This is a genomic window from Azorhizobium sp. AG788 (genome assembly GCF_004364705.1).
Classification (GTDB): domain Bacteria; phylum Pseudomonadota; class Alphaproteobacteria; order Rhizobiales; family Xanthobacteraceae; genus Azorhizobium; species Azorhizobium caulinodans.
Genome location: NZ_SOBM01000003.1, coordinates 520,880 through 534,549 on the forward strand (window position 1 = coordinate 520,880; position 13,670 = coordinate 534,549).

Annotated in this window: 12 protein-coding genes; 8 read left to right on the forward strand and 4 right to left on the reverse strand. The window is 68.1% G+C overall.

The window, feature by feature from the left end:
• Positions 1 to 4 precede the first annotated feature (4 nt).
• Genes DFO45_RS10230 through DFO45_RS10250 form a run of 5 tightly spaced genes read left to right on the forward strand, consistent with a single transcriptional unit; the run spans position 5 to position 4,160 of the window.
• Positions 5 to 1,162, forward strand: a complete 1,158-nt coding sequence (locus tag DFO45_RS10230; RefSeq protein ID WP_133864750.1) for an ABC transporter permease — start codon at positions 5 to 7, stop codon at positions 1,160 to 1,162.
• Between the two features lie 31 nt (positions 1,163 to 1,193).
• Positions 1,194 to 1,439, forward strand: a complete 246-nt coding sequence (locus DFO45_RS10235) for a hypothetical protein (RefSeq protein ID WP_133864751.1) — start codon at positions 1,194 to 1,196, stop codon at positions 1,437 to 1,439.
• Positions 1,436 to 1,885 (forward strand): PIN domain-containing protein, encoded by a 450-nt coding sequence (locus DFO45_RS10240; protein WP_166657092.1) that lies wholly within the window; start codon positions 1,436 to 1,438, stop codon positions 1,883 to 1,885. The genes DFO45_RS10235 and DFO45_RS10240 overlap by 4 nt, the downstream gene beginning before the upstream one ends.
• Positions 1,882 to 3,519: an ABC transporter ATP-binding protein gene (locus tag DFO45_RS10245; RefSeq protein ID WP_133864753.1), complete on the forward strand. Its 1,638-nt coding sequence runs from the start codon at positions 1,882 to 1,884 to the stop codon at positions 3,517 to 3,519. Before DFO45_RS10240 ends, DFO45_RS10245 begins: the two co-directional genes overlap by 4 nt.
• The gene (locus DFO45_RS10250) at positions 3,516 to 4,160 is read left to right on the forward strand and encodes an NUDIX hydrolase (protein WP_133864754.1); all 645 of its coding nucleotides are present in this window, start codon (positions 3,516 to 3,518) and stop codon (positions 4,158 to 4,160) included. The genes DFO45_RS10245 and DFO45_RS10250 overlap by 4 nt, the downstream gene beginning before the upstream one ends.
• A gap of 21 nt (positions 4,161 to 4,181) precedes the next feature.
• Here the strand turns inward: DFO45_RS10250 and DFO45_RS10255 are convergent, their stop codons facing one another.
• The 4 genes from DFO45_RS10255 to DFO45_RS10270 are packed head-to-tail and all read right to left on the reverse strand — an operon-like array spanning position 4,182 to position 9,397.
• Positions 4,182 to 5,078 (reverse strand): LysR family transcriptional regulator, encoded by an 897-nt coding sequence (locus DFO45_RS10255; RefSeq protein ID WP_133864755.1) that lies wholly within the window; start codon positions 5,076 to 5,078, stop codon positions 4,182 to 4,184.
• A gap of 36 nt (positions 5,079 to 5,114) precedes the next feature.
• A complete protein-coding gene (locus tag DFO45_RS10260) occupies positions 5,115 to 6,443 on the reverse strand; it encodes a sigma-54 dependent transcriptional regulator (protein ID WP_133864756.1) in 1,329 nt (442 codons plus the stop codon).
• The gene (locus DFO45_RS10265) at positions 6,436 to 8,397 is read right to left on the reverse strand and encodes an ATP-binding protein (RefSeq protein ID WP_166657093.1); all 1,962 of its coding nucleotides are present in this window, start codon (positions 8,395 to 8,397) and stop codon (positions 6,436 to 6,438) included. Before DFO45_RS10265 ends, DFO45_RS10260 begins: the two co-directional genes overlap by 8 nt.
• A gap of 58 nt (positions 8,398 to 8,455) precedes the next feature.
• Positions 8,456 to 9,397, reverse strand: coding sequence for an AEC family transporter (locus DFO45_RS10270; protein ID WP_133864758.1), 942 nt, complete (start codon positions 9,395 to 9,397; stop codon positions 8,456 to 8,458).
• Between the two features lie 425 nt (positions 9,398 to 9,822).
• Between DFO45_RS10270 and DFO45_RS10275 the strand changes: the two genes are divergently transcribed.
• The 3 genes from DFO45_RS10275 to DFO45_RS10285 are packed head-to-tail and all read left to right on the forward strand — an operon-like array spanning position 9,823 to position 13,359.
• The gene (locus DFO45_RS10275) at positions 9,823 to 10,482 is read left to right on the forward strand and encodes a 4Fe-4S dicluster domain-containing protein (RefSeq protein WP_043878711.1); all 660 of its coding nucleotides are present in this window, start codon (positions 9,823 to 9,825) and stop codon (positions 10,480 to 10,482) included.
• 4 nt (positions 10,483 to 10,486) lie between these two features.
• Complete coding sequence (locus DFO45_RS10280; protein WP_012168653.1) at positions 10,487 to 12,109, forward strand: FAD-binding protein; 1,623 nt, start codon at positions 10,487 to 10,489, stop codon at positions 12,107 to 12,109.
• Positions 12,106 to 13,359, forward strand: coding sequence for an NADH-ubiquinone oxidoreductase-F iron-sulfur binding region domain-containing protein (locus DFO45_RS10285; protein ID WP_012168652.1), 1,254 nt, complete (start codon positions 12,106 to 12,108; stop codon positions 13,357 to 13,359). The genes DFO45_RS10280 and DFO45_RS10285 overlap by 4 nt, the downstream gene beginning before the upstream one ends.
• The last annotated feature ends 311 nt before the right edge of the window (positions 13,360 to 13,670 follow it).

A 13,670-nucleotide genomic window follows, 5' to 3' on the forward strand; every position in this document is an offset into this window, starting at 1 on the left:
CGCCATGGACACCACCGCCAACGCCGCGCCCGTCGCCCCCCCTTCCGAAGCGCCGCGCAAGCGGCCCTTCTTCTCGCCGCTGAACCAGCGCCGCATCACCAACTTCCGCCACAACCGGCGGGGCTGGTGGTCCTTCGTGCTGTTCATGGTGCTGTTCGTCCTCAGCCTGTTCGCGGAATTCATCGCCAACAACAAGCCCATCCTCATCCGCTATGACGGCGCTTATTACGCGCCCGTGCTGCGTGCCTATCCGGAGACCGCCTTCGGCGGCGACTTCGAGACCGAGGCGGACTATCGCGACCCCTATCTCCAGAAGCTGATCGCAGAGAAGGGCGGCTGGATGATCTGGCCGCCGATCCACTTCTCCTATTCCACCCACAATCTCGATCTGCCGACCCCCGCCCCCTCCCCGCCCACCTGGATGCTCACCGAGCAGCAGTGTGCGGCGGTGGCCGAGAAGAAGGGCGTGAAGGGCTGCGCGGGGCTCGAATACAACTGGCTCGGCACGGACGATCAGGGCCGCGACGTGCTCGCCCGCCTCATCTACGGCTTCCGCATCTCCGTGCTGTTCGGCCTCGCCCTCACCCTCATCTCCTCCGTGGTCGGCGTCGCTGCCGGCGCGGTGCAGGGCTATTTCGGCGGCTGGGTGGACCTGCTCTTCCAGCGTTTCATCGAGATCTGGACCTCCATCCCCTCCCTCTACCTGCTGCTCATCATCTCGTCCGTGCTGGTGCCCGGCTTCTGGGTGCTCCTGGGCATCCTGCTGCTGTTCTCCTGGGTGAGCCTCGTCGGCCTCGTGCGGGCGGAATTCCTCAGGGCCCGCAACTTCGAATATGTGCAGGCAGCGCGGGCGCTGGGCGTGGGCAACTTCACCATCATGATGCGGCACCTCCTGCCCAACGCCATGGTGGCCACCCTCACGTTCCTGCCCTTCATCCTCTCCTCTTCGGTGATGACGCTCACCGCCCTCGACTTCCTCGGCTTCGGCCTGCCCCCCGGCTCGCCCTCGCTGGGCGAACTGCTCTCGCAGGGCAAGGCCAACATCCAGGCTCCCTGGCTCGGCCTCACCGGCTTCTTCACGGTCGCCATCATGCTGAGCTTGCTCATCTTCATCGGCGAAGCCGTCCGCGACGCCTTCGACCCGCGCAAGACGTTCGCGTGAGTGTGCTAGACTGGTGCCCGGAGGCCGAGCAATGAACCGGATCGTGCGTGAGCATTACCCCGTCGAGAAATTGCCGGACGATCTGCGGGCCGCGGTCGAGGACGAAAGCTCCGTCCGTGTCGTGCTGGAACGGGAAACGGCTGCGCCGCCCGCCGGAGAAATGGCCCGCGAAGGTCATTTCAGCCGCTGGGGGCACCTGCGTCAGACACGGTTCGAAACGCCGGAGGGCGTTGTCGCCCACGTCCGCGCCTTGCGGGACGAATGGGATCGCCGATGAGCGTTCCGAGGGTCTATCTCGATACCAATGTTTTCATTGCGGCGTTCGAGATGACCGGTGCCCATTCGGACCACGCATGGTGGATATTGAAAGGTATCGAGGCCGGTACGATCATTGGCGTCACCAGCGAGATCACACTGGCAGAAGTCCTCGTGAAGCCCATGGAGCGGGATGATGAGGCTCTTGCGGATGCCTACGAGGGTATGATCGCACCGACTCCGTATTTCGAGACCGTCAGTGTCGGCCGTGATGTCCTGACCACTGCTGCGCGCCTGCGGGCGGGGCGGCGCTCGCTGCGCCTGCCGGACGCCATCCACGTCGTCTCGGCGCAGATCGCGCAATGCAGCGTCTTCATCCCGCAGGACGAGCGCATCGCGCTTCCGGACGATCTACGTCGGCTCGGCGTCACTCCATTCACGCTCGACGATATTTTGGGGCAACCATGACAGAGACCTCCGCCCCCCTCCTCTCCGTGCAGGACCTCTCCGTCGCCTTCCGCCGCGAGGGACGGGAGCAGATCGCGGTCAATCGCGTGTCGTTCGATGTGAAGCCGGGCGAGACGGTAGCGCTGGTGGGCGAGTCGGGCTCGGGCAAGTCGGTGACGGCGCTCTCGGTGCTGAAGCTGCTGCCGTATCCCTCCGCCAGCCATCCTTCCGGGCGCATCCTGTTCAAGGGGCGCGATCTTCTCACCGCCTCCGACCGGGAGCTTCGGGCGGTGCGCGGCAATGACGTGACCATGGTGTTCCAGGAGCCCATGACCTCGCTCAACCCGCTCCACACCATCGATCGCCAGATCGGCGAGATGCTGATCCTCCACCGCGGCCTTTCGGGCGCGGCGGTGCGCACGCGGACGCTGGAGTTGCTGCACGAGGTGGGCATTCCCGATCCCGAAAGCCGGCTCGGGGCCTATCCGCACCAGCTCTCCGGCGGCCAGCGCCAGCGCGTCATGATCGCCATGGCGCTCGCCAACGAGCCGGACCTGCTGATCGCCGACGAGCCCACCACCGCGCTCGACGTCACCGTGCAGGCGCAGATCCTGAAGCTGCTGAAGGATCTTCAGGCGCGGCTCGGCATGGCCATGCTGTTCATCACCCATGACCTCGGGATCGTGCGCAAGATCGCCGACCGGGTGTGCGTGATGCAGAAAGGCGAGATCGTCGAGCAGGGCGGCGCGGAAGAGACCTTCCTCCACCCCAAGCACCCCTATACGCAGGCGCTGCTGAAGGCGGAGCCGAAGCCCGATCCCGCCCCCGCCGCGCCGGAGGCGAAGGTGGTGGTCTCGGCGCAGGACCTGAAGGTCCATTTCCCCATCAAGCGCGGCATCCTGCGGCGCACCGTCGGCCATGTGAAGGCGGTGGACGGCGTGAGCGTGGAAATCCACGAGGGCGAGACGCTAGGGGTGGTGGGCGAGAGCGGTTCGGGCAAGACGACGCTGGGCCTCGCCTTGCTGCGGCTCATCTCCTCCAAGGGGCCCATCGCCTTCCTCGGCCAGCGGGTGGACGGGCTCTCGTTCGCCGGCATGCGGCCCCTGCGGGCGCATATGCAGATCGTCTTCCAGGACCCGTTCGGTGCGCTGTCGCCCCGCATGTCGGTGGCCGACATCGTGGAAGAGGGCCTCCTCATCCACCAGCGCAAGCTCTCGCAGGACGAGCGGGAGGCGCGGGTGATCGCGGCGCTTCAGGACGTGGGGCTCGATCCGGAGAGCCGCTTCCGCTATCCGCATGAATTCTCCGGCGGGCAGCGCCAGCGCATCTCCATCGCCCGCGCCATGGCGCTCGAGCCCTCCTTCGTGGTGCTGGACGAGCCCACCTCCGCACTCGACATGCTGGTGCAGGCGCAGATCGTGGACCTGCTGCGCGCGCTCCAGCGCAAGCGCTCCCTCACCTACATGTTCATCTCCCACGATCTGCGCGTCGTCTCGGCGCTGGCGAGCCGCATCCTCGTGATGCGCAACGGCAAGGTGGTGGAGGAAGGTCCGGCGCGGGAGGTGTTCGAGCATCCCCGCGAGGCCTATACGCAGGCGCTGTTCGCCGCCGCCTTCAACATCGAGACCGCCCATGCGGGAGTGACCGCCCAGTGACGAAGCCGCCCTTTCAGGACGAACCGGCCCGTATCGACATTCTCGACGAAACGCTGATCTACAAGGGCTTCCGCCGTTTCGAGCGCTATGACCTCCGCCTGCACACGCCGGGCGCCGAGCCTGTGGTACAGACCCGCGAAATCCTGCGGGTCGGCGGGGCGGTCGGCATCCTCGCCATTGATCCGGTCCGCGATGCCATTGTGCTGCTGCGCCAGTTCCGCCTCACGGCGCACATGGCAACCGGACGGGGCGAGCTCATCGAAATCCCGGCGGGGCTGATCGAGCCCGGCGAAGACCCCGCGCTCACAGCCCGGCGGGAATGCATCGAGGAAACCGGGCTTGATCCGGTCGAGGTGGACTTCCTCTTCTCCTGCCTCGTCTCGCCGGGCGCCGTGGATGAGATGGCGTGGTTCTACCTCGCCTTCGTCGATGCCTTGAACCTGCCGGAGACCACCGGCGCAGCGAACGAGACAGAAGTCATCCGCCCCTTCCTCGTGCCGCTCGATCGGGCCATCGCGGCACTCGACGACGGATCTTCCCTCGCCAACGGCTATCTGCGCCTCGCGCTCATGTGGATCGCCCTGCACCGCGCCGACGTCGCCGCCCGCGGCAAGGCCTGGCTGGCCCGCCGAGCAGCCTGAGGGTTCACGTCCCTCCCATGCTCAGGCGGCCGCCGCATTGGCGGCGAGGACTTCGCGGCTGAGGTCCAGCCACGCGAGGGCGGCGCGGGAGAGGTAGCCGCCTTTGCGCCAGACGAGGGCCATGTGCCAGTCGGTGCCCGGCTCATCCAGCAGCACGCGGGCGACGCCGGGGCGGGGGCGCTGGTCCGCGATCATGCGCGGAAGAAACGTCACGCCCACCTCCGCGGCGACCAGTTCGACCAGAAAATCGGCCTGGGCGCTGCGCACGGCCACCTGCGGCTTCAGGCCCCGCCGCTCGCAGGCCGCCTGCAGCACCGTATCGATGGCAAAGCCCTCCTGAAACAGCAGGAAGGGATCGGATGAGAGGTCGCCCAGATCCACGCGCGCCGCGCCGGCGAGGCGGTGCGAGGCCGGCAGCAGCGCTACGATCGGCTCCTGATGGATGGACTGCCACGCGAAGTCGGGCGCCACCGGCAGGAGCGAGCCTGCGAGGTCCATTTCGCCCGCCAGAACCATCTCCTCCAGCCGCCGGCTGCCATGCTGGTGAAGCTTGATCTCGATGCCGGGAAAGCGCTGGCGATAGAGCGCAAACAGGGGCGCGAACAGGATGTTGCTGCCGAGCGGCGGCAGGCCGAGCCGCAGCACGCCGCGCGTGAGGCCCCGCAGCTCGTCGAGCTCGCTCACCAGATCCTCCCGCTCGGCCAGCATGACCGCCGCCCGCCGGTAGACGATCTCGCCCGCCGCCGTCAGCCGGCTGCTGTGGCCGAGACGATCGAGCAGCGGCAGCCCCAGCTCGTCCTCGAGCTGGCGGACGGCCTTGCTGACCGTGCTCTGCGTGGCGAGGATGGCTTTCGCGGCATTGGAGAAGCCACCCTGGCGCACGACCTCGACGAACGCGCGTAATGTCCTGATTTCCATCGCCCTTTCCTTTCCGGATGGCGCGGGGGTGAGCGATCAGACCAGTGGTGCGGTCTCGATGCCGTATTTGCGGATCTTGTCGAACAGGGTGGTCTTGGCGATGCGCAGCGCTTCAGCCGCCCGCGAGATGTTGCCGTGCTGGCGCCGCAGCTCTTCGGCGATGATCCCTCGCTCAAAGACTTCCACCGTCTGGCTGAGCGGTGCCGGCGTATCGGACGCGCCCTGACCGATGCTCGACTTCAGCCCGAGCACATAGCGCTCCGCCTCATTGCGCAGTTCGCGGACATTGCCGCGCCATTTATGCGCCATGAGCTCGCGGATATGACTGTCGCGGATCTCCGGCACAGGGCGGTCCAGGCGCAGCGCGGCCTGGCTGACAAAGTACTGGAATAGAAGCGGAATATCCTCCCGCCGGTCGCGCAGCGGTGGCAGGTCGATGGTCGCCACGTTGAGGCGGAAATGGAGATCGGCGCGGAACTTTCCCTCTTCCGAGAGCGCGCCGAGATCGGCCTTTGTCGCTGCAATGACCCGGAAATCAACAGGAATGAGACGGTTGGATCCGAGACGCTCCACCACGCGCTCCTGCAGCACGCGCAGAAACTTGACCTGCATGGCCATGGGCATGCTCTCGATCTCGTCGAGAAACAGCGTGCCGCGCTGGGCATGCTCGACCTTGCCGATGCGCTGCTTGGCGGCGCCGGAGAAGGCGCCGGCCTCATGGCCGAAGATCTCGCTCTCGAACAGCGTCTCCGGCAGGCCGCCGCAATTGAGCGCCACGAACGGCCCGGTCCGCCCGGAGAGGTCGTGCAGGCAGCGGGCGATCAGCTCCTTTCCGCAGCCGGTCTCGCCCAGGATCATCACGTCGGTGGGCGTCGCGGCGAGGTCCTGCACCAGGGCGCGCAGCTCCACCACCGCCGCCGAACGCCCGACGATGCGGCTTTCGAGGCCGCCGATGGCCGCCACCTGGCGGCGGAGGGCCCGCACCTCCATGGTCAGCCGCCGCTTCTCCAGCGCCCTCTGCACCACGCCCACCAGTTGCTCCGGCGAGAAGGGCTTCTGAATGAAGTCATAGGCCCCGTCGCGCATGGCCTGCACCGCCGTCGCCACATCGCCATGGCCGGTGATGAGGATGACGGGAAGGTCGGCGTCCGCCTCCACGAGCTGGCGCAGATAGGCCATGCCATCCATGCCGGGCATGCGGATGTCCGTCACCACGACGCCGGGAAAATCCTGCGGCGCCATGCGCGGAACCTGCTCCACGCACTTCGCGCCGATGACCGTGAGGCCTTCCAGCTCAAGCGCCTGAAGACAGCCGAGGCGGACGTCCTCGTCGTCCTCGACGATGAGAACCTTGAGGTCAGGCATCGCAGGTCTCCTTCTGCTCGGCGAGGGGCAGGCTGATGGTGAAGGTGGCTCCGCCATCAGGATTGTTGTCGGCCGTCAGCGCGCCGCCGAAGCCGCGGATGATGTCGGCGGAAATGGCGAGCCCGAGCCCGAGGCCGCTGGTCTTCTTGGTGGTGAAGAAGGGTTCGAAGAGATGCGCCTTCACCGCGTCCGTCAGCCCGATGCCGTTGTCGCGCACGCGGATGATCCCGCTCTCACCCTCCGCCCCCCAGCTCACCTGGATGTGCGGCACCCGCAGGTCGCTGCTGGCATCCACCGCATTGCTGATGAGGTTGACCAGCACCTGCTCGAGGCGCACCGGATCGCACAGCACCGTGAGCACGCCGCCGGGCGGCAGCAGCTCGACCACCACACCGTCCTTGGTGAGGCGATGGGCCAGCAGGGCCACAGCGCCATCCACGCGCAACCCGACGGCGGTCGCGCCGATCTCGCCGGTCGAGCGGCGGGCGAAGGAGCGCAGTTGTCCGGTGAGCGCGCCCATGCGCGCCACCAGATCGGAGATCCGCCCGAGGTTGAGGCGCACGGTCGCGAGATCGTTGCGCTCCAGGAAGCGCACCGCATTGGCCGAGAGCGTGCTGAGAGCCGCGAGCGGCTGGTTGATCTCATGGGCGATCCCGGCGGAAAGCTGGCCGATCACGGCGAGGTTTTCGGTGCGGATCAGTTCCTCCTGAAAGGACTGGAGCTGCTTCACGGCCTGGATGCGCTCGCTCACCTCCCGGCGCAGGCCCTCATTGGCGCGGCGCAATTCCGCACTGCGGGCCTCGACGAGCATTTCCAGCCGGTCGTGGGAGGCCTGGAGTGCCTCGCGCATGGCAAGGCGCTCGCGGATGCTGAGCCGCCGCATGTTCAGCACGTGCAGCAAGGCGCAGGCGAGAGCGGCGAGGGCCGCGCAGGCGATGGACCATCCCCAGGCGACCCGATAGACCTCGCGCGGCTCGGAGAGGACGATCATGTGCATGTGCAGATCCGGCACGGGGCGGCCGGCGGCAAGATAGGTCGCGGTGCCGGCCGGGGTGCCCGCCCGCACGAGGAAGGACCCGTTCCGGAAGGTGGTCAGCACCTTCCAGTCCAGCGCCCTGATCTCCCGGTGATTATATTGCTGCGAAGCTTCCAGATGGGCGAGGGTCGCCGCGGGCAGCGGGCGCAGGGCGCTGAACTTCCAGTCCGGTACGGAGGAGATGACGACGATGCCGTTGTCATCGACCATGAGGGCCGGCTCGGGCTGGCCGAGCCACAGCCGCTCCAGCTGGTCGAGCCCGAGCTTCACGGCGACCACGCCGAGCCTGCGGCCTCCGTCCTCCACCGCGCTGGCGAGGAAATAGCCCGGGGCATCGCCCGTCGTGCCCACCGCGTAATAACCAGTGGTCCGCCCCGGCTGGGCGTTCTGGAAATAGGGCCGGTAGGAGATATCCCGGCCGATGAAGCTGTCTTTCTCCGACCAGTTGCTGGAGGCGACGATGCGGCCCGATGGATCGACCAGATAGGTCTGGAGCGTGCCGGCGCTGTCATTGAGCGTGCGCAGCTGGCGGTTGATCTCGGCCACGCCCTCGGCTGTCGCGGGCCGGCTGAGGAAGTCGATCACGTTCGGGCTGACGGCGGCGGTGCGCGGCAGGAGGCCGTACTTCTCGATTTCCCGTTCCAGCGTCTCGTTGGCGATGTCCATGCGCCGCTCGGCGAGCGCGTGCTGCTCGTTGATGCCACCGGCGCAGACCATCTTATAGCCGGCCCAGCCCGCCACCACGGCGCACAGCGCCGCGAGGGCGAGGGAGATCAGAAAGTCACGGCGCCGGAAGGTCATCACGCATTCAAGATGGGTCAGGTGCACGGGATCGAGGCCGGCAGGCACCTTGCCTCCACACCGCGCGCCGCAGCGATGGCGATAGCGGCACGGCACCTGCCCCGCCCAGGTCGGCATGCGCGCTTGTTTCGCATTGACAGCTAGCGCATCCATAGTTTGCAACCCTTGTCGCAGGTCAAAGGACAACGGCAATGAGGAAGGCCTCGGTGAACACGGCGAGCACCGTCCCGATGACCACGGAATCGGAGGCCGGCATCGCATAGGTGCGGTTGCGCACGGCGAACATGGAGGCGGCGATGGCGGTGGGCACCGCCCCGACGATGAGCGCCTGGCGGGCGAACTCCGCATCCACGCCGAAGAGGAAGATGCCGAGCGCCATCAGCGCCGGCTGGAGGACGTTCTTCATCCCGACGTTCACAGTCACGTCGAGGTTCACGCTCGGGCGCTCGCCGAAGAACATGAGCCCCAGCGCCAGCAGCGAGACCCCGCCCGCCGTCGTCGCGACGAGCTCCACGGAATGCTTCAGGGCGGCCGGCAGTGTGACGCCGGAGAAGCTCAGGATCACGCCGAGGATGGGCAGCCACACCATCTGGTTGGTCACAGTGCGCCAGAGGCTGCTCTTCAGGATGTCGGCGACGCCGCTTTCGTCCGGTCCGCTGGCCATCTCGCCCCAGCGGCTCAGCACGATGGTGAGCGGCAGGATGATGAAGCTGGTGATGAGATTGCCCACGAGCACCGCGAGGAAGCCGGACGGACCGCAGACGGCAAGGAGGATGGGCGCGCCGAAATAGGCCATGTCCGGGAAGGTACAGACCAGCGCCTGGATGGCCGAGGTCTTGAGGTCATGGCGGAAGGCGAAGCGGGCGATGACGAGCGCGACGATGTAGGTGCCGACGAAGCCGAAGGCCATGCACAGGATGAAGGGCAGGTTCTGGAGCTTCTCCGGCGGCGTGTTCAGGGCGCCCAGGAACAGCGAAAACGGCAGCGCGAAGCGCATGACCAGCGCGGCGAAGACGTTCACGTCCTCGCGCCTGAAATAGCCTTTCCTGCCGCCGAGCCAGCCGAGGAACATGAGGAAGACGACGGGCAGGAGCGCCCCGGTCATGACGGCGAACATGCTGAACCCCTGAACTGGGCCGCAAGCGACGCGCGGCCTATGAGGTTCCGTTAGCAACGCCCGTGCCAGCGCCGGATAGGCCACAGTCCTCTGTAAACACTCGCCAATTTACTTCGACACGGGGCGCGCATTCGGATTTCCGAACGCGGGCCCGTTCCCGCGTTCGGGTTTCGGAACGCGCTTGCGCCCACACCACGCCCGCGCGGGGATGGCGGACGCGCGGCGCAGGGGCGAAAATCCTCTGATGCCAGCTCCTTCCAGCCGTCTTGCGCGGCGTGGGTGCGGCAAGATCGCGGTCCGGCCTTTACTGGCATGCGCCTTGCTGCCCGAAGAGGGTCATCGCGGCGCGGGCCATCCCTCGACGGGGCGCCCCATGCCGGCCGCAGCACGCCGGCCCGCCGCGCGATCCGCGAAGGAAATTCACCGTGCGCGAAACTGTTCATTTGACCATCGACGGGTGCGAGGTCGCGGCCGACCCCACGCAGTCGATCCTCCAGGCCTATGCCCGGAGCGGGGCCGAGCTGACGGCGAACGTCGGCTGCCTCGGCCAGGGCGTATGCGGTTCCTGCCGCTGTCTCATCCGCAAGGATCAGGAGCGGCAGGTATCGACGGCGCTCGCCTGCGAGACGCGGGTGGAAGCCGGAATGCAGGTCAGCTTCATCGACCATTTCCTGCCGGCCCATGTGCATCGCTATGACCTCTCCGACATCAGGGACAGCTGGGGACTGCTCGGCCAGATCCGCGCCGTGTTTCCGGAAGCCGCGTATTGCCGGCATTGCAGCGGCTGTGATCGGGCCTGTCCTAAGGGCCTTCCGGTGCAGTCGGGCGTCGCCAGCGCCGTCGCGGGAGATCTTGCCGCCGCAGCCGCGGTCTTCGATCCCTGCGTCATGTGCAATCTCTGCACGCTGGCCTGCCCCGAGAACATTCGGCCCAACCATCTCGGCCTGTTCGTGCGGCGGGCCATCGCCGCCCTCACCCTGCGCCCGGTCGATCTCATGCGGCGCCTGCGGGACATCGAGACCGGCGCCATGACCGTCGAAGGCCCGCAGCCGGCCACCGCATCCGGCGAACCGGCGGAAGGATGAGCCCATGACGATCCAGATTCCCTATGCCGCGGCGCTCGCCGCCATCGCGTCCGGTTCGGCTCCGCCGGTCCGCAGCGACGACCTTCCGGTCGAGACGCTCCTGGCCCGCTTCCATCCCGACCACGGGCCGCGGGCGCGGGTGCCGCTGCGCATCGGCGCCAACGCCGGTGACGCCTGCCACCCGGAACTCGCCCGGCTGCTGGAGAGCAATGCGCTGATCGACGATCTCGACCTCGCGCGCGCGACGCCTCTTGCGACGGACGTGCTGGTCATCGGCGGCGGCGGCGCGGGCGCGGCGGCGGCCGTCACGGCGGCGCGGCAGGGCGCGCGCGTCATCATCGCCGGCAAGCTGCGCATCGGCGACAGCAATACGGTGATGGCGGAGGGCGGCATCCAGGCCGCGGTCGGCGCGGAGGACAGCTTGCAGCGCCATTTCGACGACACCGTGCGCGGCGGGCACGGCCGGGGCGAGCACATGCTCATCGCGCAGATGGTGCGCGATGCGCCGGATGTGATCCGCTGGCTCATCGACCTCGGCATGGCTTTCGATCTCTCGCAGGACAAGGCCCTCGGCCAGACGCTGGTGCGGAAGCGGGCCGGCGGCACCACGGCGGCGCGTATCCTGTGCCACCGCGACTTCACCGGGCTCGAGATGATGCGCGTGTTGCGCGAGGCGGTGGAACTACAAGGCGGCATCGAGCAGTTCATGCGATGCCCCGCCGTGGAGCTGCTGTCGCACGAGGACGGCAGTTGCGCCGGTGCGGTCCTGTACGATCTGGAGCGGCGCAGCTTCCTGCTGGTGCGCGCCAACGCCGTCGTGCTGGCGACCGGCGGAAGCGGCCGGCTGCACCTCCAGGGCTTCCCGACCTCCAACCATTACGGCGCGACGGCAGACGGCCTCGTGCTGGCCTATCGGCTGGGCGCGCGGATGCGGGATCTGGATTCCTTCCAGTATCACCCGACCGGCGTCGCCTGGCCGCGCCATCTGGCGGGCGGCCTGATCTCGGAGGCCGCACGCTCGGCCGGCGCCGTGTTGCTCAACGGCCTCGGAGAGCGCTTCGTGGACGAGCTCCAGCCCCGCGACGTGGTGGCCGCCGCGATCCTGCGCGAATGCGCGGAGCAGCGCGGCATCATGCGGGACGGGGAGACGGGCGTCTTCCTCGACGTGCGCGGTGCGCTCGCCGCGCGGCCGGACCTGCTGGAGCGCGATCTCGTTTCGCTCGGGCATCTGGCCGCAAAGTGCGGTCTCGACCCGAGGACCGAGCCTTTCCTCATCTATCCGACGCTCCACTATCAGAATGGCGGCATCGAGATCGACGGCGACGGGGCAACCGCCGTGCCCGGCCTGTTCTGCGCCGGCGAAGTCACCGGCGGCATCCACGGCCGCAACCGTCTGATGGGCAACGCCCTGCTCGACATCATCAGCTTCGGCCGGCGGGCCGGCGCGCGCGCCGCCGAAGCGAGGCCGCCCCACGCGCCGGGGCGCGGCGGCCTCTCCCATGTCCACCGCTGGCGGCGGGAACTGGCGCGGGCGGGGCTGCCGGCGGATCTGCGCGCCCCGCAGCTCTATCCCACCTACGGCAATTTCGCTCTGCGCCGGGGCACCACAGACAGGGGGAACCCATGACCTCGCTCAATCAGATCCTGCTGAATCCCGCCATCCAGCTCGGGGCGGACCTCGACGGATGGTTCGCCGCCGGCGGCGGGCTGGGCCTCGACGCCGCCCTTGCCGATCCCGGCGCCATCATCCCGGCGCTGGAGGCCGCAGGCCTGCGCGGCATGGGCGGCGCCGGCTTTCCCACCCACCGCAAGTGGGCCGCCGCCGCGGCGGCGCAGAACACCGACCGGACCGTGGTCTGCAACGGCAATGAGGACGAGCCCGGCACCTTCAAGGATCGCCATCTGCTGCGCTGGACGCCCCATCAGGTGATCGAGGGCGCGCTGATCGCGGCACTGGCCATCGGCGCCCGGCGCGTCTTCCTCTATATCAACCCCCAGCAGATCGAGGCGTTGGCGGAGATGCGCCGCGCCGTCGCGCAATGGGCGGATACCGATCGCCTGCGCGCGGTGGAGCGGCGGATCGGAGCGACCCTCGAACTCACCGTCTTCCCCACATCGGGCCGCTATATCGGCGGCGAGGAGACGGCGGTCATCTCGAGCCTCGAAGGCGGCTTTCCCTTTCCGCGCCGCAAGCCGCCCTTTCCGGCGGAAAGCGGCTATCGCGGCACCCCTACGCTCATCAACAACACCGAGACGCTCGCCAACGTACCCCACATCCTGCGCCACGGTGCAGCGTGGTATCGGCGGCTCGGCCTCGGGGAGGCGGTGGGCACGAAGCTCTATTCCCTCTCGGGCGACGTGCTTCGCCCGGGGCTCTACGAGCTGCCCATGGGCACGCCGCTCCAGGACCTGATCTTCGTCCACGGGGGCGGCATGCTGGAGGGCAAGGCCTTCAAGGCGGTGTTCACCGGCGGCCCCTCCAACACGCTGCTCACCGCCCGCGACCTGGACGTCGCCCTCGACTTCGATTCCGTGCGGGCGCGCCGCTCCCGTCTCGGCACCGGGGCGATGATCGTCATTTCGGAAGGCACCAGCATCGTGCGCAAGGTGGCGGAATATATCGACTTCTTCGCCAAGGGCTCGTGCGGACAGTGCCCACCCTGCAAGGCGGGGACGTTCCAGATGGCGCGGCTGCTGGACCGGGTGGACAGCGGGCGTGCCGTGCCGGCGGATCTCGCCGCCCTCTACAACCTCTGCCAGATCCTTCCGGGCAGCGGCCGCTGCGGGCTGATCGACGGGGCCGTGACGGTGGTGGAGAGCTCGCTCCATACGTTCCCGGCCGAATACCGGATCGGCGAGCCGTCACCCGTGCCCTGAGCATGCGGTCCGCTCCGGCGGTCTTCTTCACCAAAGCAAGCGGCGCCCCGGAGGCGCCGCTTTTCGTTTGAGCCAGACATGTTGGCGCGTAAAAGGCGGAGACGGGAAGACGCGCCGGATGTTCCATGCGACCCCACCCGTCCGCCGAACCTTGCCGAAACAAAAGGGCTGCGCCCGGGAGAGGCGCAGCCCTTGAAGCGGATCGGAGGTCATGGCCGGCACGCCATGGCGCGGACGCATCGCACCCGCGCGATCCTCGCACGATCCGCCGTGTGGCGGTGGAGGTGGCGCGGCGGCTGGAAGAAGCCGTG

What these genes read in the sequence shown, in the direction of transcription:
- DFO45_RS10270 (WP_133864758.1), bottom strand. Translation starts at nt 9,397, where the DNA reads ATGTTCGCCGTCATGACCGGGGCGCTCCTGCCCGTCGTCTTCCTCATG.
- DFO45_RS10265 (WP_166657093.1), bottom strand. Translation starts at nt 8,397, where the DNA reads ATGCCGACCTGGGCGGGGCAGGTGCCGTGCCGCTATCGCCATCGCTGC.
- DFO45_RS10240 (WP_166657092.1), top strand. Translation starts at nt 1,436, where the DNA reads ATGAGCGTTCCGAGGGTCTATCTCGATACCAATGTTTTCATTGCGGCG.
- DFO45_RS10260 (WP_133864756.1), bottom strand. Translation starts at nt 6,443, where the DNA reads ATGCCTGACCTCAAGGTTCTCATCGTCGAGGACGACGAGGACGTCCGC.
- DFO45_RS10255 (WP_133864755.1), bottom strand. Translation starts at nt 5,078, where the DNA reads ATGGAAATCAGGACATTACGCGCGTTCGTCGAGGTCGTGCGCCAGGGT.
- DFO45_RS10285 (WP_012168652.1), top strand. Translation starts at nt 12,106, where the DNA reads ATGACCTCGCTCAATCAGATCCTGCTGAATCCCGCCATCCAGCTCGGG.
- DFO45_RS10280 (WP_012168653.1), top strand. Translation starts at nt 10,487, where the DNA reads ATGACGATCCAGATTCCCTATGCCGCGGCGCTCGCCGCCATCGCGTCC.
- DFO45_RS10235 (WP_133864751.1), top strand. Translation starts at nt 1,194, where the DNA reads ATGAACCGGATCGTGCGTGAGCATTACCCCGTCGAGAAATTGCCGGAC.
- DFO45_RS10245 (WP_133864753.1), top strand. Translation starts at nt 1,882, where the DNA reads ATGACAGAGACCTCCGCCCCCCTCCTCTCCGTGCAGGACCTCTCCGTC.
- DFO45_RS10230 (WP_133864750.1), top strand. Translation starts at nt 5, where the DNA reads ATGGACACCACCGCCAACGCCGCGCCCGTCGCCCCCCCTTCCGAAGCG.